The organism is Burkholderia cepacia complex sp. TUM26381 (assembly GCF_057439935.1).
This window is the reverse complement of record NZ_CM172007.1, coordinates 2,532,263-2,556,961: the sequence shown is the minus strand read 5'-3', so window position 1 is coordinate 2,556,961 and position 24,699 is coordinate 2,532,263. Positions and strand designations below refer to the sequence as shown.

Annotated in this window: 27 protein-coding genes; 19 read left to right on the top strand and 8 right to left on the bottom strand. The window is 62.9% G+C overall.

Annotation, left to right across the window (positions count from 1 at the left end; all coding sequences use genetic code 11):
- Window positions 1-4: 4 nt before the first annotated feature.
- From ACWMMN_RS28115 to ACWMMN_RS28055, 13 genes are all read left to right on the top strand, one after another.
- Window positions 5-976: a hypothetical protein gene (locus ACWMMN_RS28115; protein ID WP_174993089.1), complete on the top strand. Its 972-nt coding sequence runs from the start codon at window positions 5-7 to the stop codon at window positions 974-976.
- Window positions 977-1,109: 133 nt separating this feature from the next.
- A complete protein-coding gene (locus ACWMMN_RS28110) occupies window positions 1,110-2,972 on the top strand; it encodes a methyl-accepting chemotaxis protein (RefSeq protein WP_486423437.1) in 1,863 nt (620 codons plus the stop codon).
- 47 nt (window positions 2,973-3,019) lie between these two features.
- Complete coding sequence (locus ACWMMN_RS28105; RefSeq protein WP_174993091.1) at window positions 3,020-3,436, top strand: hypothetical protein; 417 nt, start codon at window positions 3,020-3,022, stop codon at window positions 3,434-3,436.
- A 1-nt stretch (window position 3,437) separates the two neighbouring features.
- Window positions 3,438-3,848 carry a hypothetical protein gene (locus ACWMMN_RS28100; protein ID WP_174993057.1) on the top strand — a complete coding sequence of 137 codons (411 nt, stop codon included), beginning with the start codon at window positions 3,438-3,440 and terminating at the stop codon, window positions 3,846-3,848.
- 303 nt (window positions 3,849-4,151) lie between these two features.
- Window positions 4,152-4,955 carry a hypothetical protein gene (locus tag ACWMMN_RS28095; protein WP_174993092.1) on the top strand — a complete coding sequence of 268 codons (804 nt, stop codon included), beginning with the start codon at window positions 4,152-4,154 and terminating at the stop codon, window positions 4,953-4,955.
- A 433-nt stretch (window positions 4,956-5,388) separates the two neighbouring features.
- The gene (locus tag ACWMMN_RS28090; protein WP_174993093.1) at window positions 5,389-6,255 is read left to right on the top strand and encodes a hypothetical protein; all 867 of its coding nucleotides are present in this window, start codon (window positions 5,389-5,391) and stop codon (window positions 6,253-6,255) included.
- A gap of 369 nt (window positions 6,256-6,624) precedes the next feature.
- Window positions 6,625-6,921, top strand: coding sequence for a hypothetical protein (locus ACWMMN_RS28085; protein WP_174993135.1), 297 nt, complete (start codon window positions 6,625-6,627; stop codon window positions 6,919-6,921).
- Between the two features lie 300 nt (window positions 6,922-7,221).
- Window positions 7,222-7,632, top strand: a complete 411-nt coding sequence (locus ACWMMN_RS28080; protein WP_340625751.1) for a TIGR02594 family protein — start codon at window positions 7,222-7,224, stop codon at window positions 7,630-7,632.
- A gap of 144 nt (window positions 7,633-7,776) precedes the next feature.
- Entirely contained in the window at window positions 7,777-8,409 is a 633-nt protein-coding gene (yfcF, locus tag ACWMMN_RS28075) for a glutathione transferase (RefSeq protein WP_081051937.1), read from the top strand.
- A 146-nt stretch (window positions 8,410-8,555) separates the two neighbouring features.
- Window positions 8,556-9,179 (top strand): LysE family transporter, encoded by a 624-nt coding sequence (locus ACWMMN_RS28070; RefSeq protein WP_486423436.1) that lies wholly within the window; start codon window positions 8,556-8,558, stop codon window positions 9,177-9,179.
- 848 nt (window positions 9,180-10,027) lie between these two features.
- The gene (locus tag ACWMMN_RS28065) at window positions 10,028-10,288 is read left to right on the top strand and encodes a hypothetical protein (protein WP_155627214.1); all 261 of its coding nucleotides are present in this window, start codon (window positions 10,028-10,030) and stop codon (window positions 10,286-10,288) included.
- A gap of 43 nt (window positions 10,289-10,331) precedes the next feature.
- Window positions 10,332-10,559, top strand: a complete 228-nt coding sequence (locus ACWMMN_RS28060) for a hypothetical protein (protein WP_011355943.1) — start codon at window positions 10,332-10,334, stop codon at window positions 10,557-10,559.
- 40 nt (window positions 10,560-10,599) lie between these two features.
- On the top strand, window positions 10,600-11,667 hold the full coding sequence (locus ACWMMN_RS28055; RefSeq protein WP_486423435.1) for a LysR family transcriptional regulator: 1,068 nt from the start codon (window positions 10,600-10,602) through the stop codon (window positions 11,665-11,667).
- Here the strand turns inward: ACWMMN_RS28055 and ACWMMN_RS28050 are convergent.
- A complete protein-coding gene (locus tag ACWMMN_RS28050; protein ID WP_342705841.1) occupies window positions 11,618-12,073 on the bottom strand; it encodes a carboxymuconolactone decarboxylase family protein in 456 nt (151 codons plus the stop codon). The genes ACWMMN_RS28055 and ACWMMN_RS28050 overlap by 50 nt on opposite strands.
- Before the next feature lie 336 nt (window positions 12,074-12,409).
- Between ACWMMN_RS28050 and ACWMMN_RS28045 the strand changes: the two genes are divergently transcribed.
- Together ACWMMN_RS28045 and ACWMMN_RS28040 are read left to right on the top strand one after the other, a co-directional pair.
- Window positions 12,410-12,673, top strand: a complete 264-nt coding sequence (locus ACWMMN_RS28045) for a hypothetical protein (RefSeq protein WP_486424117.1) — start codon at window positions 12,410-12,412, stop codon at window positions 12,671-12,673.
- Complete coding sequence (locus tag ACWMMN_RS28040) at window positions 12,670-13,563, top strand: LysR substrate-binding domain-containing protein (protein ID WP_486423434.1); 894 nt, start codon at window positions 12,670-12,672, stop codon at window positions 13,561-13,563. The genes ACWMMN_RS28045 and ACWMMN_RS28040 overlap by 4 nt, the downstream gene beginning before the upstream one ends.
- A 28-nt stretch (window positions 13,564-13,591) precedes the next feature.
- Here ACWMMN_RS28040 and ACWMMN_RS28035 read toward each other — a convergent pair whose 3' ends face one another.
- Complete coding sequence (locus ACWMMN_RS28035) at window positions 13,592-14,437, bottom strand: M24 family metallopeptidase (protein ID WP_486423433.1); 846 nt, start codon at window positions 14,435-14,437, stop codon at window positions 13,592-13,594.
- A gap of 500 nt (window positions 14,438-14,937) precedes the next feature.
- On the opposite strand from ACWMMN_RS28035, the gene ACWMMN_RS28030 reads away from it, so the two are divergent.
- Window positions 14,938-15,444: a hypothetical protein gene (locus ACWMMN_RS28030; protein WP_174993098.1), complete on the top strand. Its 507-nt coding sequence runs from the start codon at window positions 14,938-14,940 to the stop codon at window positions 15,442-15,444.
- A gap of 82 nt (window positions 15,445-15,526) precedes the next feature.
- On the opposite strand, the gene ACWMMN_RS28025 is transcribed toward ACWMMN_RS28030, so the two are convergent.
- From ACWMMN_RS28025 to ACWMMN_RS28005, 5 genes are all read right to left on the bottom strand, one after another.
- Window positions 15,527-16,963: an efflux transporter outer membrane subunit gene (locus tag ACWMMN_RS28025; protein ID WP_486423432.1), complete on the bottom strand. Its 1,437-nt coding sequence runs from the start codon at window positions 16,961-16,963 to the stop codon at window positions 15,527-15,529.
- 16 nt (window positions 16,964-16,979) lie between these two features.
- A complete protein-coding gene (locus ACWMMN_RS28020; protein WP_059237412.1) occupies window positions 16,980-18,554 on the bottom strand; it encodes a DHA2 family efflux MFS transporter permease subunit in 1,575 nt (524 codons plus the stop codon).
- Between the two features lie 13 nt (window positions 18,555-18,567).
- Window positions 18,568-19,662 carry an HlyD family secretion protein gene (locus ACWMMN_RS28015; RefSeq protein WP_059237411.1) on the bottom strand — a complete coding sequence of 365 codons (1,095 nt, stop codon included), beginning with the start codon at window positions 19,660-19,662 and terminating at the stop codon, window positions 18,568-18,570.
- Between the two features lie 64 nt (window positions 19,663-19,726).
- Window positions 19,727-20,158: a MarR family winged helix-turn-helix transcriptional regulator gene (locus ACWMMN_RS28010; protein WP_486423431.1), complete on the bottom strand. Its 432-nt coding sequence runs from the start codon at window positions 20,156-20,158 to the stop codon at window positions 19,727-19,729.
- Window positions 20,159-20,239: 81 nt separating this feature from the next.
- Window positions 20,240-21,160 carry a LysR family transcriptional regulator gene (locus ACWMMN_RS28005; protein ID WP_059237409.1) on the bottom strand — a complete coding sequence of 307 codons (921 nt, stop codon included), beginning with the start codon at window positions 21,158-21,160 and terminating at the stop codon, window positions 20,240-20,242.
- A 93-nt stretch (window positions 21,161-21,253) separates the two neighbouring features.
- On the opposite strand from ACWMMN_RS28005, the gene ACWMMN_RS28000 reads away from it, so the two are divergent.
- The 3 genes from ACWMMN_RS28000 (at window position 21,254) to ACWMMN_RS27990 (ending at window position 23,545) form a co-directional block, all read left to right on the top strand.
- Complete coding sequence (locus tag ACWMMN_RS28000) at window positions 21,254-21,682, top strand: MarR family winged helix-turn-helix transcriptional regulator (RefSeq protein WP_059237408.1); 429 nt, start codon at window positions 21,254-21,256, stop codon at window positions 21,680-21,682.
- A gap of 173 nt (window positions 21,683-21,855) precedes the next feature.
- Window positions 21,856-23,103 (top strand): aconitase X, encoded by a 1,248-nt coding sequence (locus ACWMMN_RS27995; protein ID WP_174993100.1) that lies wholly within the window; start codon window positions 21,856-21,858, stop codon window positions 23,101-23,103.
- Window positions 23,096-23,545, top strand: a complete 450-nt coding sequence (locus tag ACWMMN_RS27990; protein WP_059237406.1) for an aconitase X swivel domain-containing protein — start codon at window positions 23,096-23,098, stop codon at window positions 23,543-23,545. Before ACWMMN_RS27995 ends, ACWMMN_RS27990 begins: the two co-directional genes overlap by 8 nt.
- Before the next feature lie 24 nt (window positions 23,546-23,569).
- Here the strand turns inward: ACWMMN_RS27990 and ACWMMN_RS27985 are convergent, their stop codons facing one another.
- Complete coding sequence (locus ACWMMN_RS27985; protein ID WP_486423430.1) at window positions 23,570-24,658, bottom strand: AraC family transcriptional regulator; 1,089 nt, start codon at window positions 24,656-24,658, stop codon at window positions 23,570-23,572.
- Window positions 24,659-24,699 lie beyond the last annotated feature (41 nt).

Genomic DNA, 24,699 nt, shown 5'->3' with positions numbered 1-24,699 from the left:
GTAGATGTCGACCGAGAATAATGCCGGGGCCGTTGCGGATGGCAAAGGCGAGCGAAGTGCTCGCGGTTTTGTCCAGCTGTTGATGCGTTTGTCGACAGCCGATTTGTCGCTGAAAAACCTGATCATCCAAACGGTTGTGCTCGCGTTGGCGATTGCATTGGCCTGCCATTACTGGCTGGGGCCGTGGATGGCCACACATCGCGATTACTTATGGTTGCGCCAGTGGCGCTGGGTGCCGTTGCCACTGGCACTGGGATATTTGGCGTTGATCGGATTCATGCGGCATCGGTCGCTGATGGCGGCGTACGCGGCCAGTCGGGAGTTTCCAGAGGGCACGCCGGACAAGGAGAAGAGCCGGCTCAAGAATCTGGTCGAAAGAAAGCGTAGCAAGTACAAGATGATCGGTGAAGTATTCGCAGCGATGTCGGTGCTCAGCGCTGTATTTTCGCTGATGGGGGCCTATACGTCGTTCGACGCAAGATTCCTGCGGCCCGGTCACGACGAGATCGCAGCGGATCTGACACAGATCCGAGTGCTGACGGAACAGACGTGCCGTATGGGTGTGACCGCCGACATCTGCACGACTCGCTGGCTCCCGCGTCAGATGATCGAAAACATCGAGAAGGAAACCGATCCTATTCAGCGACGAGCGGCGGTGGCCGAGATGCAAGAGCGCGTGCGCCCGTTGCTGGCTACGATTCAGGACGCCGGGCGCGACGAGCTGACGCGGTTGCTCGATAAAGTCGATGCCGCAATCCCCGACGAAGCGATGTTCTCGTTGGTACAGGTGGGCATTGCCTCGTTTCTGGTTCTGACGGTGACCGTTGCGGTCGGATTCAAGCTTGCTGTTGCCGTGTATGAATACCGGCTCACGCTTTTGCCTGCTAGCGACGGTGCGAAGCCAGCCGCCACATCCGACGTCAATCGGTGCGCGAAGATGCCCTGCGCTGCCGAATCACAGGAATCATCAAAATAAGCAGCACAAATCCCGATAGCACCGGGATATATCGATTTTCATATGATGGGCATCTAAAATCAGCGATGCGGTTCTGCGCGTGCATGCCGATAACTCAAACTGGCTCAGATCGAGCGGTTATCGAGGGTTCCCCATGCATTTCTGGCGCAAGCTTTCCATTCAGAACAAGCTGATTCTCAGCATGACGAGTTGCCTGCTCGTGTTCGTCGCGATTTCGAGCGGGCTCAGCGTCCGTCTGATCGGCAACGCGGTGCGCGATCGCGTCGTCCGCGAAGAGCTGCCGACGGCCGTGAACGGCATCCGCGCCGACGTGCAGCGCCAGATGGCCGGCCCGATCGCCGCGTCGCGCATCCTCGCGCGCGATGCGTTCGTGCTGCAATGGGAAGCCGACGGCGAACCCGATGCCGGCACGCGCAACTGGATCCAGCTGGCGAAGAACGTGAAGGACGAGCAGAAGGCGGCGTCCGTGCAGTGGGTGTCGGTCAAGAGCGGCAACTACTACACCGAAGCCGGCCTGCAGCGGAAGGTGACCGACAAGGATCAGTGGCTGACCAGCTTCCTGTCGTCCGGCAAGGCGTTCGATGTGAACATGGATCGCGAGGTGACCGTCGGCGGCTACATGATGTTCATCAACAGCCGTGTAGAGATCGACGGCGTGCCGATCGGCGCGGCGTGCATGAGCCTGTCCGTCGATGCGCTCGCGAAGGGCATTTCGGCCTACCGGATCGGCGAGACCGGGTTCGCGTATCTCGTGCGTCCCGACGGCGCGATCATGATGCATCGCGATACGTCGCTGATCGACGGCAAGCATTTCCTGAAGGATGAGCAGGGCTTGCCGGGCGATGCGTCGTCGACGCTGCTCGCCGGCAAGCCGTATGCGTACCTGAGCTACGAGGGTGACGGCGGCGCGCGCTTCATCGCGACGTCGTTCATTCCGGAGCTGAATGCGTATGTCGTCGTCGAGGTGCCGCAGGCCGAGTTGCTCGGGCCGGTGACGCGCGCGATCCGCAGCGCGGCGCTGGTTGCGGCGGTAGTGGGGCTCGGGGTTGCGCTGCTCGTGATCTGGCTGGTGGGTCGCGCGATTGCCGCGCCGATCCGCCGCGCGGCAACGCTGCTGTCGGAGATCGCCAGCGGCCAGGGCGACCTGACGCGCCGCATGACGGTCGAGAGCCAGGACGAGATCGGGCAGTTGTCGGATGCGTTCAACCGGTTCGTGTCGTCGCTGTCGACGCTGGTTCACCGGATTCGTGCGGCGTCGGCTTCGATTGCGACCGGATCGGCGCAGATTGCTTCGGGGAATGCGGATCTGAGCGAGCGGACCGAAGGCCAGTCGAGCAACCTGGAGCGGACGGCTTCGTCAATGGAAGAGATCACGGCCGTGGTGCGCAACAACACCGAGACGGCGACGACGGCCGCGAAGATGATCAACGGCGCGTCGGATACGGCGGCGCGCGGCGGGCAGGTGGTGGGCGAGGTCGTGACGACGATGGAGCAGATCAGCGACGCGTCGCAGCGGATCTCCGAGATCATCGTGATGATCGACAGCATTTCGTTCCAGACGAATATTCTGGCTTTGAATGCGGCTGTGGAAGCGGCGCGGGCCGGGGAGCAGGGGCGCGGGTTCGCGGTCGTGGCGTCGGAAGTGCGGAATCTGGCGCAGCGCAGCGCGCAGGCGGCGAAGGAGATCAAGGCGCTGATCGAACACAGCGCGGGGACGGTGAATACCGGGTCGCGGCTGGTGAGTGAGGCCGGGAAGGTGATGAGTGATGTTGTCTCGCAGGTTCAAGGCGTGAGCGCGATGATGAGCGAGATTGCCGAGGCGAGCCTGGAGCAGAGTGCCGGGATTGACCAGATTGGCGACGCGGTGCAGTCGCTCGATCAGATGACGCAGCAGAATGCGGCTTTGGTCGAGGAAAGCGCGGCGGCGGCGGCGAGTTTGAAGCAGCAGGCGGCGGAATTGACCAAGCTGGTGTCGGCTTTCAAGGTGGATGAGTAAAGGCTGATTCGCGATTTAGGATTGGGGCGTTTCTGAGGACGGCTGCCGTGGGTTCACGGTGGCCGTTTTTGCATGTTGGCGCGGGATTTGGTGACGTTTATAGAAATGAAACGCATTTCCAGGTTGACGGTTGGGGTGGGGCGAAGGGTGTCGGGTCGCCGACGGAGTCGTATCTGGCTTATCGGGAGAAGGTTGCGGCAGAAGTTGGTGCGGCGAAGATGGAAGATCAGGCGGATCTGGATAAGAAATACGCGGTCGACGTGAAAGGGTTTTCTGCGAAGGCGGGGAGTGTCGTGCAGAGCGTTGTGGCCGATGACGGGATGACGCCCGGGCCAGATGGGCTGTTCTTGACGTCGGATAGCGGGAGGGTGAATCTGCTCGTTACGACGGTCTTGCTTTTGAAGGCTTGGGCCAAGAGGGCGAATGCGGGGATCAAGTCTACGGATGATGTTGCTAGGACGTAATATGGCAAACGATCTGAACCAGGCAGCCTATTGGATTACGTTTATTCTTGAGCGCTGCCCATTTCCAAATCGAGACGCGCTTGCCGCGCAGTTCTTGAATGCAGAGATCGTCAGACTCTGTGAGTGTGGATGCAACACCTTTGGCCTGTCGTTGGTCGCGCCCGATAAAGTTCCTCCCATTGCCATCGCTTCAAGTGGACAGCCCTATCGAAGGGTGTTTGAAGCGGACTTCCGGGATCGGAGGGAACCGGAAGGCTGGGGGTCGATTGAGATTTTGCTCTTTGCCGACGAGTCAGGTCATCTAGCCGATGTCGAAATCGACTATTGCGGAAACGGCATACCCATGCCTGAAAGTCTGGATCCGGAAGCCATGCCTTATAACGTCTTCGTCAGCGAATCGCTCATTTCGTAGAGCGAGTGGCTGCAGTGGATCGAGAGTGCCTATTCGCTGAGCTTGACAGCAGACGTTCGGTGCAGATGATCAGCCGAACGTCCGCAAGGTAGCGTCAAGTCGACCTACCGCGGCCGACACGTGAACGCCTGCGAAGGCCGAGCACTTGCTGCTCAGCGCGCAGGCACGGGACCACGGATATCCGGTTGAACAGAGCTGTTGAGGCTGCGCGGGTTCCAACGGCGGTAGTAGACCGATTGATCGCCATATCCTCCACGAAGCGATCGACAACTTGGAACTATACTGGGCAACCTGGAGGCCTCCATGACCGATCACGACAGACTGCATCCACTACGCCCGCTCCTGAAAAATTGGGTTTGGGAACATGGTCGAATCGGGACTCGCTATCTGGACTGCGTTGATGGCGAAATCAGGTTTGACGAGGGTAAGAAGTCGCATTTCGCGGCCGAGAAATATATCTACGTGCCCCTTTGCAAGGACGCTGAAGACGATGCATCTGCCGAGGGTCCAGCGATCCAGGAGGCTGGACTTGCCCGGTTTTTGCGGGCCGCGCAGTTGGGTACGCCGGAGGAAGCCGGTTCTGTAGCGGATGTCCAGCGCGCAGTGCAGGACTGCGTGGAGATTGGCCTGTTCAGCGCATATCAACGGGAGGCTCGAAAGGCGTTTGCCCGATACGCGCAGGAACCAATGTTCGATGACGAGATCCGCGCGGCGGTTGTCGACGACATCCGGAGTATTTACGCCGGCATGCGGGAGCAACTGGCGCTGTATGATTTCAGTGTGCTCCACGGCTTGCCCATGCCGCTGCTTATCGGCGACACGCCCTTTATCGACTGGCGCGTGCGTGCCAGTCCGGCACTGCCGTTTGTATCGCTCCCGCTGGGACCTTATTGCCTGCTGGTAGGCGCGCCGTCAGGCAGGAAAAGCCGAATCGCCCCGGTGGTCTGGAAGGCCGCTGCCGCGATGGGCCCGTTGAAGGAGCACAACCGCCAAATCGAGGAGCAGGCGCGTCTGTGGCTGGTGGCGACCACGGATGACCAACTCGTCGCTGCGCAAAGCCGCATTGCTGCGGCCATCGGCTCCAGGCAAGGGAATGTGAAACCCTGACCGAAGTTGACCTAAAGCAGATCGTCGGCGGTGGCTGAGTTATGAGCGGTAGGCCGTTGCCTTGTCGGGCGGTTACGCTTGAACCTTGTTCTGCGACCTGCCGCGCCCGGTTGCTTTCATCGCTGTGCTTGCGGTGCAGCAAAATGAGTATCCTGTTGCCCGAGAGGCACCCGATGAGTGGCGCACTGGAAGGCGTGAACCATGCCGATCATGGTGAGCGTTATCAACATTTGATCCAAGTTTGGGAAATGCCATTTTGGATGAGTCAGCGTTGGAGCTTACGAAGCCGCGTGTTTCGTTGTTGCGGGCAAGTACCTCATGCACGCGTGTCATGCGTGTCGGAACTATGCTTGCGATGACTATGCTTTGGTCAGGTCATGCAAGCGCAGAACCGCAGTCCACTCTACGCCTTGCATTGCCTGGCGGAGCAGCAGTGCTCTATAGCAATGCTGCGAACCCTCAAGATCCATTGCCCCGTCGGGTCTGGAAGAAAGCGGTTTTCTCGTTTCCGAATGGAGCGACGTTCGGCCTGCTACCACGAGCAGGTGAGTCGAGCACCGGTGGCGGAACGCAGATGGAGCCTCCTAACAAATGGAATATCGCTCCTTCCGGTCAATATGTAATCGTTATGCGAAACGACCAGGGAACAGTGTTCACGGGGCAAGGGCAACCGGAAGCGGTACTGAACCGGGAGTACTGTTCCATGATTGAGATAAAGACAGGCTGCATTACGGCCGAGCAAACCGGAGAGATTTGCGGAGCAGGATGGCAACCGAATCAAGGTGCCCAGTGGGGTACAGATTCCCAAACTTCGATGATGCTCACGCGAGATCGTCCCTCGGCAAGCAGTAAGTTGACCTCCATCAACGCAGGACAGCCCCCACACTTGCTGATGCGCGATGCTTCGGGGGCCGACAATCTCTTGCGGTGTGACCCACTTTCCTCGGCCAATCGCGAGTCCTATCGGAAAATCGCAGCGGCTCTAAAGGCGGACGGGGCCCGCTTCGATGCGCAACTGGTGGATACGGCGCTTTCGAAAGGCTCTGCCACGTCTGGAGGTACGCCGGTAGAGCAAGGAGTGGGTGTTGAAGGCCCGACCGCTGCGGTGTCGGTCGCAAAAGCGACTCTGTTCACAGCCCCAGACGACACGACCGCAAGTCGAGCCTACCTCGTCCAGAATGATGTCGTAACTGTACTGAAGCAGTCTCCGACTGGGTGGGCTTACGTGGACTACGTGAACGCATCGGGTAAACATCTGCTTCGTTGGATCAAAGTCGATCAGATCTCGATCAAGCAATGATGCAAGTTGCCAAGCCCCACTCGTTAGTTTTGTCGGGCCTGAATAGCTCGCTCTAACAACGACATCTGCCTCAGTCCGCTCGAAGGAGCCGCATGTCGAGCGGACCTATATACCCTTTGGCCACTCCCCCTCAAATCCCCATTTCTGAGATGCCAGCCCAACTACACTGGTCATGAAGCCTTGCTTCTCGCCATCGGAAGTTGAACGCAGCTCCCTCCGCACCGATGGTCGAAAAATCCGTCTTGCCCAACAAGACACAGCGAGAGGGGAGAAAGAAGGGGAAACCCAAGGCAACAAAGAAGCGCGGGCCGCATGGGCGCCAACCCATACGACCCGCTGACCACCAGCAACTCACACCAGGAGTTGAAAATGGCTGACGCCAATAGTAAGACACGTCGCAGGAAGAACAAACCCGTCAACATGCAAAAGACGTTTGAACTCGTCCTGCGCAACTACCCGGATCTTCCCAAGCGTGGCTGGCCGTACCTGCCTTGGATGAAGGCGATCGATATCAATTTCAAGATCTTCGGATTCAAGCCGGGCGATCGCGTGTACCTCGACGTCAACGACGCCACCCGGCAGATCACGATCACGCCGGACAACGCCCAGCTGGCGCTGCGAGAGCAGCCGTATCACGATCCTGATCGGGGACCGTCGCCGCTATAACACCTGCAAGGGCTGCTTGATGCGGCTCTAGCGAGTGGAATGCAGGCGTTTCCAGAACGCGATTGACCGCCGGGGCGATACCGCCCTGGCCATTGCCTCGAACGCCGTGACTTACATCCACATCCACCGTCAACAAGTGTCACGACCACATGGACCGTGGGGCCAAAACACGCTTGCCGAAATCGCGCTGTCCGCTTCCCGCATTCATGCGAAGATTACCCACATCTCAAAAATTCCGAGACCGCCGTGACCCGATCGACCCCCGAGGGCAGCCCGGAAGCGACCGCCCACTCACCCTGGATGCCTGTCGCCCTGGCCGAACTCGGCATCCGCCGTCACCCGCCGGGCAGCATCAACCCGCGGATCGTCGAGTACAACAACCAGACGAACCTGGTCGGCTACGACGACAAAATTTCCTGGTGCTCGTCCTTCGTGAACTGGTGCATGACACACGCCGGATTCCGCGGCACCGGCTCCGCACTCGCACGCTCATGGCTCGAATGGGGCCGCCCGTTGGAGCGCCCGGTCTACGGCTGCATCGCGATCCTGACCCGCGACGACCCGACGAGCTGGAAAGGGCACGTCGGCTTCTACCTCCGCCACGACGCCGAACACGTGTACCTTTTCGGCGGCAACCAGCTGGAAGAAGTCCGCGAACTCGCATACCCGTTGAACGAAGTGATCTCCTATCGCTGGCCCTCCACCGCATGACCACGCAGCGGCAGCACACACAAAACGGCAAACGACACCTTTCCCGCCGCTGCTAATCTGTCGGACACACCGCATTGACCCACCCGGAGCCCGTCGGCCCGCGAACCCGTCGTCGCCGGCCTCCGCACCCACAAGGAGCCAGCAGTGCAAACCGGTAATCTCCGTCTCTACGCGGATGCGCAATACACGAGCCCTTACGCGATGTCGGTCTTCGTCGCGCTCGAGGAAAAATCGCTGCCGTACGAACTGGTGACCGTCGATCTCGGCAACCGCGCGCATTTCGCGCCGGACTATGCGGCGACGTCGCTGACGCAACGCGTGCCGACGCTCGTGCATGACGATTTCGCGCTGTCGGAATCGTCGGCGATTACCGAGTATCTCGACGAGACATTCCCGGGCACACGGATCTACCCGGCCGAGCCGCGCCAGCGTGCGCGGGCGCGTCAGGTGCAGGCGTGGCTGCGCAGCGACCTGATGCCGATCCGCTCGGAACGGTCGACCGAAGTGCTGTTCTACGGGCCGTCGAGCGAGCCGCTGTCGAGTCTCGCACAGGCCGCCGCGCAGAAGCTGTTCGCGGCTGCCGACAAGCTGCTCGCGCCGGGCGCGGCACACCTGTTCGGCGAGTGGAGCATTGCCGATGTCGATCTGGCGGTGATGCTGAACCGTCTGGTGCTGAATGACGATCCGGTGCCGCAGCGCCTCGCCGACTATGCGCGTGCGCAGTGGGAGCGGGCGTCGGTGCAGCGCTGGGTGAAGCTGAAGCGTCCGCCGCTGTAATTCGCAGAAGCAGGGGCGTGTCGGCGGCGCGGAGGAGTGCGCAGCGCGCCGGCACGTCGTACTACCCGCAGTCCGATACACACTGAAAATCGGCATGCCAGATTGGATCGGTTTTCTTCCTTCTCGACGAATTCACCCGAACCGCCATGAGCTATCTTCCCCAACTCGCCGCAGTCGGCGGCGTGATGTTGCTGGCGTGCGTCAGCCCCGGCCCCGACCTGATCGCCGTTTCGTCCCACGCGCTCGGCAATCGCCGTGCGGGCCTTCTGGCTGCATTGGGTATTGCGTCATCGCATGCGGTCTGGGCGGCGATGGCGATTTTCGGGCTCGGGCTGATCGTCGCGAAGCTCGCGTGGCTGTATGAGGCGATTCGCATCGCCGGCGCCGCGTATCTGATTTACCTCGGTATCAAGACGCTATCGGGCCTGCGTCAGTCCGCGCAACAGGCTGAATCCGCGAGTCAGCCCGTTGTGCGCGGCGGTTTGCACGCGTTTCGAAAAGGGCTGCTGGTCGGGTTGACCAATCCGAAAGCCGCAGCGTTCTTCGGCAGTCTGTTCGTCACGCTGCTGCCTGCACACGCACCGGCGTGGGTGCATGGCGCGACGCTGGCCGTGGTCGTTGCCGTCTCGTTGACGTGGTTCTGCACGGTCGCCGTGCTGTTCTCGACGAACCGCGTGCAGACGGGCTACGCGAAACTGCGCAAGCCGATCGACGCGGTAATGGGGACCATCCTGTTGGGGCTCGGCGCGAAGCTGGCGCTGGATCGGTAAGCAAGGCAGCGATCGGCTGTGCTATCGGTTCAATCGTCATTTGGCCCGCGCCAGCTACCAGCCTGATCACTGCGATCCCGTTCGGGCACACCGTCGCAAGCGCATCGTGAGTGTCGTCGTGGCTGGCGTTGTATCGCAGGCTTCGATAGTCGAGATGAAGCCGGCCGCCCGTTTGTTGTCGGCGGTTCGAAACGGCGAGCACACGTCCGGTGTCTGCGCATGTCGACCACCGGCTCTCGAGATAAAGGCGAAACTGCTGCGGGTCGGTATGCGGGATCGGGAATGATTGGGGAATGTCTTCAATTTCACTCCCTGAGTAGCCCGGCGTTCGGAGGTACAGAGTCGGGACACTGGTGTCCCCCCTCGATGCCTCCGGATAGCACGACCACATCAGATACCGACGCCGGTTTCGCACGAAGAAGTACGGCACTTGCGTTCCCTGGACGCTGTAGAGCGCTTCGCTGAACAAGCGGCCTGCGCCCCTGATAACTCCCATCCCGGTTGCCGCCGAGTCTGGCGATGTCGCTGTGCGATCGGATTCGCCCGCCTTTCGAGCCGTGTCTCGTTCGCAAGGCCGGCCTCGTCGAGCGTGCAACCGGCAAGATAGCCCGGTGCTCAGACGGAAAACTTCTCGTCGTCGGACAGGCGGCGCAGGTCGTGTCGCGGGCGACGTCACGAGTGCGAATCGAAAGGAAATCACAAGCCGGGCGCATGGGTGAAAGCCCGCTCACGAGTGCGTAATGCAGATTTACAAAGTCTGAGCGATGCAGCGTCAACAGTGGGTCGGGACGGGACGTTCACTACTGCAGCAACAATCCCTTTCACGACAAGACGGAAAAACTGCACTCATGAAACTCAAATCCATTCCCGTGATTCTGTGCGCCGCTTTGATGGCGAATGCCGCATTTGCCGATGAGCTTCACAACAAGGCGATGGCCGCCACGCACGATCTTCAGCGGTCCATCGAGGAAATGCACATCATCCAGCAGGAACACGGCGGCGAGTTCGGCGGCCACATGGCGCGTGCGGAGCAACTGGCTCGGCAAGCCGAGCAGGAGCGTGCCGCTGCGCTCGAGTACTACCGCGCACGGCATCCGGGCTGGCAGTAACCGCTGGCTGCAGCGCCCGACCACGACGTTAGGATGATCCATGATGAAATCGAAAACCTGTTACACCCTGGTCGCGTCACTGCTGCTGGGCGCATCGCTGTCCGGCTGCGTGGTGGCCCCGGCTGAACCGCCGGCTGTTGCCCCCGCTGGCGTCGTCTACGTTGCGCCGGTCGGCGTGATGCCGGCTCCCGGCTATTCGTGGCGCTATCACCCGCACTACGGGTGGGGATGGTGGCATCCGCACTACGGCTGGCATCGAGGCTGGCGCTGACGTGTGACGGCGCGCGGGAAGTCCCGAGCATCGATCGCGGATGCGAGAGCAAGGCACGGGGAAGGCCCCTTTGCCTTGCTGTCCGGCATGCCCGATGACGCATTTCCGCGATGGGGGAGTTGCGGGCACATTCGTGCGAAGATTGGCGCGGTGCGTGCGCGATCGCGCTCGCCGGCCCCATTCCTCTTCGCGCCATCAAATCAACATGGACCGCTTTGAAAGCATGTCGGTGTTCGTCGAGATCGTCGATACCGGCAGTCTGACCACCGCGGCCGAGCGGCTCGGCCTGTCGCCGAGCATGGTCGGCAAGCACCTGAACGCGCTCGAGGCGCGTCTTGGTGTGAAGCTGCTGCATCGCACGACGCGGCGCCACCATCTGACCGAGGCCGGCGCGCTTTACCTGGAGCGCTGTCGCGACATCCTCGACCGGGTCGAGACGGCAGACGACGCTGCGTCGGCGCTTGGAGGCGATCCAGCCGGCCACCTGCGCATCGCTGCACCGATCTCGTTCGGGGTGACGCAACTCGCACCAGCCGTTGCCGTCTTTCTCGCGCAGTATCCGCGTGTCGATATCGAGCTTGTGCTGACCGATGCAGCAGTCGATCCGGTCGGCGATGGCATTGATCTCGCGTTTCGCATCGGGCCGTTGGCCGATTCGTCGCTCGTCGCGCGGTCGTTGCCGTCGTACTACCGGATGGTCGTCTGCGCGTCGCCGGCGTATTTGTCCCGCCACGGCACGCCTGCTACACCGCAGGATCTGCTGAATCACGATTGCCTCGGCCATACGCGATGGGGGCCGCGTTATCGCTGGCGATTCGACGGGCCCGACGGGCCGATCGAAGTGCCGGTCACGTACCGGCTGCGGGTGGACAGCGGCCCTGCGCTACGCGAGGCCGCGCTGGCCGGCGGCGGCGTGATCCTGCAGCCGTTCGGCCTGGTCAAGGACGATCTCGATGCCGGCCGCCTGCGCGTGCTGCTGGCCGAGTACGAATCGGGCGGCCGCGATTTTTACCTGCTCTACGCACGCGATACCGGTGCACCCGCCAAACTTCGCGCGTTCATTGCGTTCGCGCTCGATCATTTTGGGGTTCCGGAGTTGGCGTCTTGAGGCCGTCGGCGTCCGGCGAGGCGGCGAACACGTCGGCCACGACGCCTAGCGCGTTGTTCACGGCGGCACCACCCGCATAGAACATCGTCTGCAGGATCGTCTCGATGATCTGCTCACGCGTCGCGCCCGCGACCAGTGCAGCTTCGACGTGCGCGCGCAACTGCGGCAGCGCGTATCCGAGCGTCACGCAGCTGGCGATCACGACCAGCTCGCGTGTCGCGAGGTCGAGCCCGGGCCGGTCCAGCACGCCGGCGAACGCCCATTGCATCGTCATCGTCAGGAAATCCGGGCAGAGCGTTTCGCGCGACTCGGCGAGATCCTTGCCGCTATGCGCGCCGTGCAGGCGCTCGAACAACGCGAGACCGCGTGCATAGGTGTCGTCTCGGGGAAGAAGTGGCTGCGTCATCGTTGACCTCGTCGGGAAGCGCCGAAATGCCGGCGGACAGACGCAGTGTGGGGGGAGGCGGCGCGTTGAAAAACACCTGTCTGGTTGGATCATTTCCCACTGGGAGTGGGGAATTGGCCATCCGCCTGGAGTCGCGTTGCGAGCGATTCCCGGGGCCGGTCAGGCGTTTCGTGTTCAACACAGATGATGCTTCCAACGAGGCGGTATGCGTCACAAACCGGCAGATCTGCCGGCGAAGTCCGCAAAGTTGCTTGAGCGATTCGGCAGCGGTCTGACGCTGCCTTGATTTCGCGTACAGCAGGAATTTGCTAATTTCCCATTTGTACGGAGGGTTGGATGTCAGAAAAGTCAGTGCCGAAACGGCAATGCACGGACGAATTCAAGATCGAGACTGCCACGCTCGCCGAATCCGTCGGCCAGCACGAAGCTGCATGGTTCGGGCTACGTGCGCGCGACATCGTGGGCTTCCCATTCACTCAACTCGCGGTGCATCTGTCGCTGGCGTTCTTCCTGCTGCGGGCCTGCGCGCGCACGCTCACCCATGCCATAGTCAGGCGTGAGCTTCAGGCAGCGCGAGCGAACTGGATCGTTTTCCCATGAATGAACGACTTCGCCTCAATCTGTCCGCCCTGCGGGCCCTCGAGACCGCCGAACGATGCCGGAGTTTCACGTTGGCCGCGAACGAACTGAGCCTGACGCATAGCGCCATCAGTCACCAGATTCGGCAGGTCGAGACCTTGCTCAATTTGTCCCTGTTCACGCGCAAGCAGGCGCAGATGATTCCAACGCCGACCTGCACGCGTCTCGCAGAGCGGGTGCGCAAGGGTTTGGCCGATATCGAGTTCGCGTTGCTGGAGGCCACGCACGCGGAGCAGCAGCAGCGACTGGTGCTCAAGCTGAGCGTGATGGCCGACTTCGCGACCGTCTGGCTGATTCCTGCACTTGACCTGTTTTACGACGAACATCCGAATCTCGATTTGTCGATTGCTGTCCGTCACACGCTGGAAGTGCCGGACGGTCACGAGTCGGATATCGGCATCTGGCACAAGAGTATCGAGCGTAACGGTTTCCAGTCGCGCAAGCTGTTCGACGATTCCGTGATCGCCGTATGCACGCCAGAATTTCGCGACAGGCAGATCGCCTTGAAAGGCTGGGATCTCGACCAAGGACCGCTGCTACGATTTTCCGGTCGATCGTGGCAGGAGTTTTTTCATGCCGCAGGTATCACCGACGCCACCCCGAAGTACGGCCCGATGTTCGACGATGCGGCATCGTTGCTCCATGCCGCGCTCGCCGGACAAGGGATTGCGATGCTGAGGGAGCGGTTGATAAGGGCATATCTGCGCGATGGAAAACTTGTGCAGGTCGGATCGACCCGAATACCCTCCAACCTCGCCTACTATTTCTGTTGGCGTGAGGACAACCCCAAACAGGCGGCCATCCTTCAGTTCGCGGCATGGTTGGAGGGGATGGTGGCGCGCATGAGCTGAATCATGACGGCCACGCGCAAGCACCGCGTCAGCGATGGGCGCGTGCGTTCGCGTCGTAGAAGCGAATATCTTCGCCTTCGCGCAGGTCGAGCACCTCGCAGCCGGTATCGGTGACTGCCACCACATGCTCCCAATAGACGGCCAGTGACTTGTCGGCGGTTTGGGCGGCCCGCGTCACGTTGTTCAAACGGATGCCTTCCCCCGATCCGGCACAGATGAACGGTTCGACCGTGATGACCATGCCCTTCTCGAGCACCCTTCCTTCATTGACGGACGACTCGTAGTAGGGGATCAGCCAGCCATCCGCGTGGACTTGGCCAGTCGAATGGCCCGTCCCGCTGGGTACGCGCAGCATGGAGAAGCCGAAGGATTCGACATAGGCCTGAACGCGCCGTGCGATGTCCTGGAGTTTTGCGCCAGGGCGAACCAGGCTGATGCCAAGACACATGGCCTGATACCCGACGGACATCAGCAGGCGCGCCTCGGAGCTGGTCTCTTCGCCAACGATCCACATACGTTGCGTATCGCCGCACCATCCGTTCTTCTTGATGCTGACATCCACCCCGAACAAATCCCCCTTCTTCAGTGGCAGGTCGTTCGGCTCGCCACTGAAGGCGTTCTCGTTGTGGGCGATCGAAATACAGGCGTACTGGCTCGAGTCGTACCCGGAGAGGTCTTCCCGGTCGATTTCCGCGTGGTACTTGTTGACGATCAGGTCGTAGGCGATGTCGTTGATCTGACGCGAAGTCACGCCGGGCTGAATGTGCGGGGTGAGATCCTGCAGAACCTGTGCCGCGATGAGCCCAGCCACCCGCAGCATCGCGATCTCTTCGGGCGTCTTGATGGAAATCTTGTTGTAGTCGACGTTTTGCATCATGTTTCACCGAGTATGTTGAGGTTGAAAACATGCCGCGATACTGGAGAGCGCAATTCCGGTGGCCGGTATCTGACCGAGACATCCAGAACGGATGCAATGGCTTCTCGTGCCGCAGCTTCGTGTCAATGCAGTACCGATTGCACTGTGTGAACCGAGTATGTTGCGGGCGGCACCATGAGTCCAACGACGAATATTCACGTTAGATGTGAACGGAATTTGACGCGAAACTGCTCAAGCCGATCGATGCGGCGATGGGGACGATCCTGCTGGGGCTCGGCGCGAAGCTGGCGCTGGATCGGTAACTCGGGTTGGAGGTCGTGCTTCAGTATCGAACGTAAGCAACATACGGCTTCGTGACAATGCGCAGCAATATGCTTCAACGACAAAGCCGGCCTTGTGCCGGCTTTGCTGGTGTGTGCCGCCGCCGGCATTGGCCGGGCGATCCTTCCGAAGTAGGATCGGCATTACTTTGACGTTATGCGTGGGAGCGAGGATCGATGAAAAAAGTTGGTTTCGTTGCGATCGCCATGGCGATTTCCTGTCAAGGAAGGGCCGCTGCGCCGAACGAAGATCTGGTTAAAAGCTGCCTTCTTGCGCAGTCCGTCGCGCCAACAGTTGCGATCGAGGCCATCAATACGCATGAAGTTCTGCAGGAGGACAACTACGCAGGCGGCTTCGACGCAAGCTATCTCGTCAAACATGAAGGCACCGACGTCGGCTACGCGGAACGGAAGTCGACACCGGCATTGATCTACGCTGGAAAACTCTATCGGTTGTCCGCGGCCAGGCCCGTTGGAAAGAACGGCGGAATCAAGCCGGCCGCATTCAATCCGTCGCTCGCGGAGTGGAGCATCGCAAGAGAAGGCCGTCAGCGCTATCTCTGCGTGAGCTTTGATTTCGACGGGTTGGGGCGAAGCGGGTCGTTTCAGAACGTTCACGGCGGGTACCTCCTGAACGCACAAACCAAAGACTTGTACTTTGCTGCCCGTGACGTCAGGAAGTGAATCATCCTATCTCCACGACGAACACATCGTGCAGGGGTAGCGAAATCATTCGACGACCGACTAACCCTGCACAACCCGGCGCTCAATTCTCCGCCACAGCCTCCACCTCCGGCCCACCCGCCGCCTCATTCCTGCTCCACCCACCCCCAAGCGACCGATACAACGCCACCGCAGCCAGCGCATGCTCGCGCTTGACCTGATTGAGCGAATCCGAATCCCGCAGATACACCTCCTGCGCCGACAGCACATCCAGAAAATCCGTCGCGCCCCCCTTGTAGAGCTGATTCGCCAACCCAAGCGCCTTGTCCGACGCAGAAAGCGCGCTACCCAGCTTCCGCGCAGCCTCATCCGAACTGACGAGATTCGCTCGCGAGTCTTCGACTTCCCGCAACGCTTGCAGCATCGTCTGCCGTAACCCGAGTTCCGACTCGCGCATCCGGCTTTCGCTCTGCGAGATATCCGCGGTAATCCGCCCTGCGTTGAAGATCGGGCTCGTCGCGCTCAACGCCGCGCTGAACAGGTTATCGGTCAACGTCGGCAACCCGAGATACGAAGCCGCGAGAATCCCGTCCGTCAGATTCAACGAAAACTTCGGATACCGTTCTGCCTTAGCCACGCCCACTTGCGCCGCACGCCGTTCAACTTGAGCATAAGCCGTCAGCACGTCCGGCCGCCGCAACAGCGCCTGCGACGGCAGCGTTCCCGGCGCACCAACCGGCGGCGCCGGAATCTCCCCGGCCTGCGCCAACACGAGCCGATCGACCGATTCCGGCGTGCGCCCCGAATACACGGCAATCAGATTGAGCTGATGCGAGATCTGCGCTTGCGTCGGCGGAATCCGCGCTTCGAGCGCATCGAGCTGGTTCTGCGCACGTGTGACGTCAAGCTCGGTCGACAGCCCGAACGCTTGCCGCTTGCGCGTGAGTTCGAGCGCATGCTGCCGGATCTTCGCGTTGTCCTGCAGGATCTTCAATTCCTGCTGCGCCCAGCGCAGATCGACATACGCGGATGCCGCATCGGCAGCGAGCGCGAGCCGCATCGCATCTTCCGCATGCTTTTGCCCGACGAGTTCCGCCTGAGCGGCAAGCAAATCGAGCCGTTCGCCGCCGAACACATCGGGCGACCAGCTCAACGCGAGCCCCGCGCCAGCCTGCCGCACATACCCGAGCGGCGGCGGCGTATTCTGCCGCGCGTCGGCCGCATGCGCAGTCGCATCGAGTTCGGGCAGCAGCACCGCGCGTTTCTGCACGGTCAGCGCCTGCGCCTGCTTCACGCGTTCGGCCGCTGCCTGCAGATCGAGGTTGCCGTCGAGCACGGTCGCGATCAGCTTGTCGAGCACGGGGTCGTGGAATTGCGCCCACCATGCGGCGGCGTCGATGTCCGTGCGCGGCACGTCGGTGTCCCACGCAGTGGGTGCGAGCGTCTGAACGGATTCGTTCAGCGCCGGATGCTGCGCGGGCTGCACTGCACACCCTGCGGCGAATGCACTGACAGCCAGCGCGAGAAGTAGCTTTTTCATGATGATGACCTTGGCCTCAGTGCGCGTCCGGCGGCGGCGCGTTCAACGTAATGGGTTTGGAAAACGCGACGGCAAGCAGCGCGACGACGAAGCACAGCGACAACGCGTAATACGCATCGGCATAAGTGAGCGTCAGTGCTTCGCGATAAATCAGCCGATGCAGGTTCGCGAGCCCGGCCTGCGCGGTATTCAGCGTATTGCCGGCAACAGAGCCCCAGTACGCAGCTTGCCGATCGAGCAGCGACGCGATCTGCGGTTCCCCGGCGCTCACGTGCTCGTTCAAGCGCAGGTAGTGAAAATTCAGTCGGTCGTTGAGCATCGTCGCGCTCACCGCGATGCCGATCGCACCGCCGAGGTTACGCATCAGGTTGAACAACCCGCTCGCCGATTTCAGTCGCGACTGCGGCAGCGAGCCGAGCGCCATCGTCACGATCGGCGGCACGCTGAATTGCTGGCCGATGCCGCGCAACGCCTGCGGCAGCAGCAGTTCCTGCCAGCCCCAGTCGTGCGTGATCGGCGTGTACAGGTAGCAGCCGAGGCCGAAACAGATCAGCCCGAACACGAGCAGCGCCCGCATGCTGAAGTAACGCGCGGCGAACGCATACGCACAGAGCGCGAGCAACTGGAACGCGCCGACCGACAGCAGCGCCATGCCAATTTGCAGCGAGCTGAACGCACGCACCTGCGCGAGAAACAGCGGCGTGAGAAACACGGTCACGAAGATCCCGATGCCGGTCACGAACGACAGCAGGCTGCCGATTCCGAAGTTGCGCACGGCGAGGGCACGCAGGTCGACGATCGGATCGTCGGCGGTCAACGCATGCACGAGGAACAGGAAGCCGCAGATGCCGGAGATCCACGCGCAGATGACGATCGCATCGTCGCCGAACCAGTTCTTGCGCGGGCCTTCTTCGAGCACGTATTCGAGGCAGCCGAGGAAGCCCGACATCAGCGCGATGCCGAGATAGTCGCCGCGCTTGATGAGGCTGAGATCGGGCTCGTCGATATGCACGTAACGCGGCACGAGCGCAGCCACCGCGATGCCCGGCACGAGGTTCAGGTAGAACAGCCAGTGCCACGACCATTGATCGGTGATCCAGCCGCCGATCACGGGCCCGATCGCCGGCGCGAGCGACGCGAGCGCGCCGATGGTCGTCGACGCGATCAGCCGCTGCTTGCCCGGAAACAGCACGAACGCGGTGGTGAACACGGTCGGGATCATCGCGGCGCCGAGCGCGCCCTGCAGCCCGCGAAACAGGATCATCGAGTTGATGTCCCACGCGAGCCCGCAGAGCATGCTGGTGATCGTGAAGCCGACGGCCGACGCGACGAACAGCCAGCGCGTCGACATCACCTTCGACAGCCAGCCCGACATCGGGATCACGATGATCTCGGCGATCAGGTAGGCGGTCTGCACCCACGACAACTCGTCCTGGCTCGCGGAAAGCCCGCCGCCGATGTCGCGCAGCGACGATGCGACGATCTGGATGTCGAGCGTCGCCATGAAGAAGCCGACGCACATCAGCGCGAACGCGAACACGCGCTGTCTGGTCGGTTGCGACGCGGGGTCGCCGGAAAACGCGGTGGTCATCGTCGTCTCCCGCTCAGTTCGCGTGGTCGGTATGCACGGTCACGACCGCCGACAGGCCGGGGCGCAGCACGTGTTCGATACCGGGTTGCGGATCGAGATGCACGCGCACGGGCACGCGCTGGACGATCTTCGTGAAGTTGCCGGTCGCGTTCTCGGGCGGCAGCACGCTGAAGGTCGCGCCGGTCGCGGGCGCGACGCTGTCGACGCGGCCGTGCAGACGCGTGCTCGACGCGTCGAGCGCGACGTCGACGCGATCGCCCGCGCGCATCTTGCGCAACTGGTCTTCCTTGAAGTTCGCGTCGATCCACAGCCCGGAGGCCGGCACGACCGTCAGCAGCGGCACGCCGACGTTCGCGAGCATCCCGACGCGGCCCGTGCGGTTGCCGACGTAACCGTCGACCGGCGAGCGGATCGTCGTGTATTCGACGTTGAGCGCCGCGACGCGCTGCGCGGCGAGCGCGGTGTTCACGCGGGCCTGTGCATCGGCGAGTTGTGCACCGAGCACGTCGAGCTGTCGCTTCGATGCGAGCAGCGCGGCGTCGCTGCGTTCGACGGCCGCACCGGCTTTCGAGTAATCGGCGTCCGCGCGCTCGACGATCTGGTTCGACACCGCGTCGGATTTGACGAGTTCGCGGTAGCGCACGCGGTCCGACGCGGCGCGCGTCAGTTCGGCCGACGATGCGTTCTTGTCGGCCGCATGCTGGCCGATCACCGCGAATTGCAGTTGCTGCTTCGCTTCGAGTTCGGTCACGGCGGAGCGCGCGCTGTCGACTTCGGCGGTTGCCTGGGCGAGCTTCGCGTCGTAGTCGCGCGCATCGAGCTGCACGAGCACGTCGCCGGCTTTCACACGCTGGTTGTCGGTCACGAGAATCCTGTCGACGAAGCCGTTGACCTTCGGCGCGAGCACCGTCACGTCGCCGCCGACATACGCATCGTCGGTGCTCTCCTGGAAGCGCAACACGAACAGCCAGTCGAGCACGGCCGCGGCCACGACGACGACGGTGACGCCTACCGCGATGCGCATCCACGGCACGCGGCGCTGCTGCTTCGCGGGCCGCTCGGTTGTGGCTGCTTCGCGCGATGCGGCAGCGGCTTGGGTCGTTTCCATCGATTCACCTATGTATATGCACTTATCAAAACGATCGGCGACGTCGCGTCGATCGGGGAAGGGGCTAGCGTTCCGGCAGGTTGTGCGTGATCCGGAACAGTTCGTCTCTGAGGCGGGCCGCCTGCGTCGGCCCGAAGCGCCGCTCGAACGCTTCCTGCGCGGCGAGCCAGTGCACGTGCGCGTCGGCGACCTTCGTTTCGCCGTGCGCGGTCAGCGCGAAGGTCTGGCGGCGGTGCGGCGGTTCGATCCGGCCCATCACCAGCGCCGCGCCGACGAGCGGCTTGAGCGCGCGCAGCAGCGCGGTGCGTTCGATCACCAGTACGCTCGACAGTGCCGCCATCGTCAGGCCCGGCCGGTCGCGCAGCAGCGCGAGAATGTTGTACTGCGACGGCGTCACGCCCGCCTGCGACAGATAGCGCTCGTAGAACTGCGAGATCCGGCGGGCGGCTTGCCGGACCGCAAAGCAATCGTCGTCGGTGAGGGTGATCTTGTGCATGTGCACATGTTAGGGCGCAGGCAGCCGCGAATCGATGGGCGGGGCAGGATCAGATTGGTGTCGTGGCTGTACCAATCGCCATCAGGCGGCCGCCGGGACGATCCAGCCTTCGCGGTCGCAGTAGGCGGCCGTGTAGTCGATGAAGGCTTTCACTTTCGCGGGGAGCAGCACGCGGTTCGCGTAGGCGAGCTTGATTTCGACGAACGCGTCGACGAGGTCGGCGTCCGCCAGCAACTGCACGAGCGCGCCCGACGCGAGTTCGGCCTGGACGAGCGCTTTCGGGACGACGCCGATGCCGAAGTCGTGCATCACCATTTCGCGGTTGAAGACGGGGCTGTTCGACGAGATGTCGAAGCGGAACGGCACGGTGAGCAGGTCGCCGTCGACGCGGAACGACAGCGCGGGCCGGCGCAGCGACGGCGACAGCGGCACGAACGCATGATCCGCGAGGTCGGCCGGCGTTTCGGGGCGCGCATGTTCGCGCAGGTACGCGGGTGTCGCGACGATCACGACCGGAATGCGATCGACCAGCCGCACGACGGTCGATTCGCTCGTCAGCATGTACGGCACGACGATGCCGATGTCGTAGCCTTCGCCGACGAGATCGACCGGGCGCTCGGTGAGCGTGACGTCGAGGCGCACCTTCGGATGCGCGCTCTTGAAGCCGGCGATCAGCGGCACGAGCCGGTTCAGCGCGGCCGTCGTATGCGCGACGAGGCGCAGCAGGCCTTCGGGTTCGCGGGTGTGCGTCTGCGCTTCGACTTCGAGCGCATCGAGTTCGTCGAGCACGGCCGCGCAGCGTTCGTAGATGCGCTCGGCCGTTTCGGTCAGCGACACCTGGCGCGTGGTCCGGTGCAGCAGCCGGCTGCCGAAGCGCGCCTCCAGATCGGCGACCGCGCGCGACACGACGGGCCGCGCGAGGCCGTGCATGTCGGCTGCGCGCGTGAAGCTGCGCATCTCCACCACCGACCGGAAAATCCGCAGCTTGTCGATGTAGTCCATGTCCGTCTCCTTGACGCGCGGGCCGGCCGCCGGCCTCGGGTTACGGCGGAGTGTACATTGACTTTATGCATATGCACATATAAATTGCCGAACATGAACGACACCTCGATTGCCCAAGCGTGCCACTGCCTCGCGCTGCGTCAGGCGGCGCGCTTCGTCACGCAACTGTACGAACGCCATCTGGCCCCGGTCGGCGTCACGCCCGCGCAGTTCTCGATCATGGCGAACCTGACGTACCGGCCTGGCCTGTTGATGAGCGAACTCGCCGACAAGCTCGTGATGGACCGCACGACGCTGCTGCGCGCGCTGAAGCCGCTGCAGCGCGACGGTTTCGTCGAGACGGCCGCGTCCGAACACGATGCGCGTGCGCATGCGCTGCACCTGACGCAGCTCGGCGAGCGCACGTTCGCGCAAGCGAAGGTCGCGTGGCAGGCGGCGCAGAACGAATTTGAGACGCAGTTCGGCAGCGAGCGTGCGAAGGCGTTGCGCGGCGAGCTGTTCAACCTGACCGCTGAACGCTAGACGAACTGGAGCCGAATTCGAGCCATTGGCCATCGTGGTGGTCTCTCGTAACGGGAATTGGTCTTTAAACTGTCCGGATTGATGTCGATCTGGACAGTTTTTATTTCCAGTTGTAGAGTCCTCTGACGGATTTCACGGGCCGGCGCCGCCGCCCGAGTCACGAGGAGCAACCGATGCTGCAGTTGAGTGACCGCGACGACGCGATGTTGCGCGGGGATTTCGGCGATGGCGTCGCGCGTGCGATGCGGATCGTCGCGCGTACGGCGCAGGTGATGTCCGCGCCGCACCTGATCGACATTACGTCTGCCCATATCGACGGCTGTCTGTACCACGGCCAGACGAGCCTCGACTTCGTCGAGTATTTCGTCGACACCGGCGCGAAGGTCGCGGTGCCGACCACGCTGAACGTCGGGTCGCTCGACCTGATCCATCCCGAGCTGTACCACGGTGATCGCACGATCCAGCGCGATGCGCAGCGCCTGATGGACGCGCATCTGCAACTCGGCTGCGAATCGAGCTTCACGTGCGCGCCGTATCAACTGAAGAACCGTCCCGCGAAGGGCGAGCAGATCGCGTGGGCGGAATCGAATGCGATCGTGTTCGCGAACTCGGTGCTCGGCGCGCGCACGAGCCGGTACGGCGATTTTCTCGATCTGGCCGCCGCGATCACCGGGCGCGCACCGTATGCGGGGCTGCATGTCGAAGCGAACCGCGCGGCGCGGATCGTATTCAACGCGCCGGATTTCACCCGCCTGCCGTCGCGCGACATTTACTTCGCCGCGCTCGGCTTGGCTGTCGGCAAGATCGCGGGCGCGGTCGTGCCGGCGATCGTCGGGCTGCCGGCGGACACCACCGAAGACGAACTCAAGGCGCTCGGCGCGGCCGCCGCATCGAGCGGCGCCGTCGCGCTGTTCCATGCAGTGGGCGTGACGCCCGAGGCGCCGACGCTCGGCGCCGCGTTGCACGGGCAATCGGCGCAACGCACGGTCGACGTCACGATGGCCGATCTCGACGAGATTCGCCGCACGCTGAACCACGGCGCGGCGGGCGACGCACTCGTCGCGGTGGCGCTCGGCACGCCGCATTTCTCGCTCGCCGAATTCCGCACGCTCGACACGTTGCTCGACGCGTTCGACGGCAAGCCGGCCTGCGATTTCTACGTGAACACGAGCCGCTTCATCCTGTGGGAACTGGAGGAAGCCGGCCTCGCTGGCAAGTTCGCCGCGCGCGGCATCCAGATCGTCGTCGACACCTGCACGTACATCACGCCGGTGATGAAGCAACTGTCGGGGCTGGTGATGACCAACTCGGGGAAATGGGCGTCGTATGCGCCCGCGAACATCGGCGTGACGGTGGCATACGGCAGCATGCGCGAATGCGTGCGGTCGGCGTACGAAGGAAAGGTGCGATTCGATGACTGAAGCGACGGGCAAGCAATTGACGGGCGACACGCTCGTGCCGGGCAGCGCATGCGCACGCCCGTTCGTGCTCGACAAGCCGCTCAGCTTCTGGGGCGGCTACGACTCGGGCGCGGGCAGGATCGTCGATCGCGGCCATCCGCAGGCCGGGGCGAGCCTCGCCGGCAAGGTGATGGTGATGCCGCATGCGAAGGGCTCGAGTTCGAGCAGCAGCGTGCTCGCGGAAGCCGTGCGCAACGGCACGGGGCCGGTCGGGATCGTGCTGAAGGAACGCGACCTGATCATCTCGATCGGCGCGATCGTGGCCGCCGAGCTGTATGCGATCGCGGTGCCGGTGGTGTGCGTGAGCGACGACGTGTACGACGCGATCGTCGCCGCGACGGGCGATGTGCGGATCGAGGCGGGTGAGGGGGAGGGCGGCGCGCGGATTACCGTTGGTGGCTGATGAATCGCATGCGAGTGTTCCGCTTTACTCGCGTGCCGCATCCGCAGCCGCAGCCGCTTCCCGGTACGCACTCGGTGTCTGCCCGGCCCAGCGCCGGAACGCGCGCGTGAAATTCGCCGGGTCGGTGAACTGCAAGCGCTCGGCGATCGTCTTCAAGTCCAGATCCGACGCGGCGAGCAACTGCTTCGCGTCGCGAAACCGTGCTTCGTCGAGCAACTGCCGATAGCTCGACCCGGCTTCCTCCAGCCGGCGCCGCAGCGTGCGCGTCGATACGAGCAAGGCATCGGCGAGCATTTCCGGCCCCGGGTATTCGCCTGCCGCGCGCGCCAGCTCCGCGCGCACGCGTTCGACGAGATCCCCTTCCTCCTGGCGCACCTGCGCATATTCGCGCTCGACCTGCACGAGTGCCTGCCGGTGCGCGACTTCGTCGGCGAGCGGCAGCGGCCAGTCGAGCACGTCGCGCGCGATCCACAGCGCGTTCGCCGCGCAGCCGAATTCGACCGGCGGCAACTGGTCGCGATAGCGCGCGAAATACGCAGGCTCCGGCCACGCGAACTGCAGCTTGATCGGCGGCGACGCGCGCCCGGCCCATTGCGAGATGTTCTGCGCGAGCCCCGTCAGCACGAATTCGAACATCACATGATGCTGCAGCACGGGGCTTGCCTGCACGCCGTGCAGTTCGAGCGTCGCGCCGCGTTCGTCTTCCGCATAGGTCAGCCGGTACTGGCGATTGCGCATCCGGAAGTAGCGCTGCGTGACCGACAGCGCTTCTCGGATGTCCCGCGCGGTCAGCGTCGCGTAGCCGAGAAAGCCGTGCACGGTCGGTTTCAACAGCAGCCCGAACGCGAGCCCGATGCCCGGATCGCCGCCGATCTCGATCGCATTGAGCACGAGCCGCCCCCATTGCGACGGCGCGACGCGTGCGTCCGGTTCGGCCAGCACCGCGTCGCGCAAGCCGGTGCCGGCGCGCACGGCGGCCAGGTCGACACCGCGTGCGCCCAGCGCCTGCAGCAGCAGGCGCGTATAGGCAACCGGAATCGTCGGCCGGCGCAGCCCGAGGCGGTCTTTGGCGAGAAGGGAGGTCATGTCATTTTGGCCGGAAATGACAAGCATTATGGCTGTTTGCCCCCTCACGCTCAAGGCGGCGCGCGCCT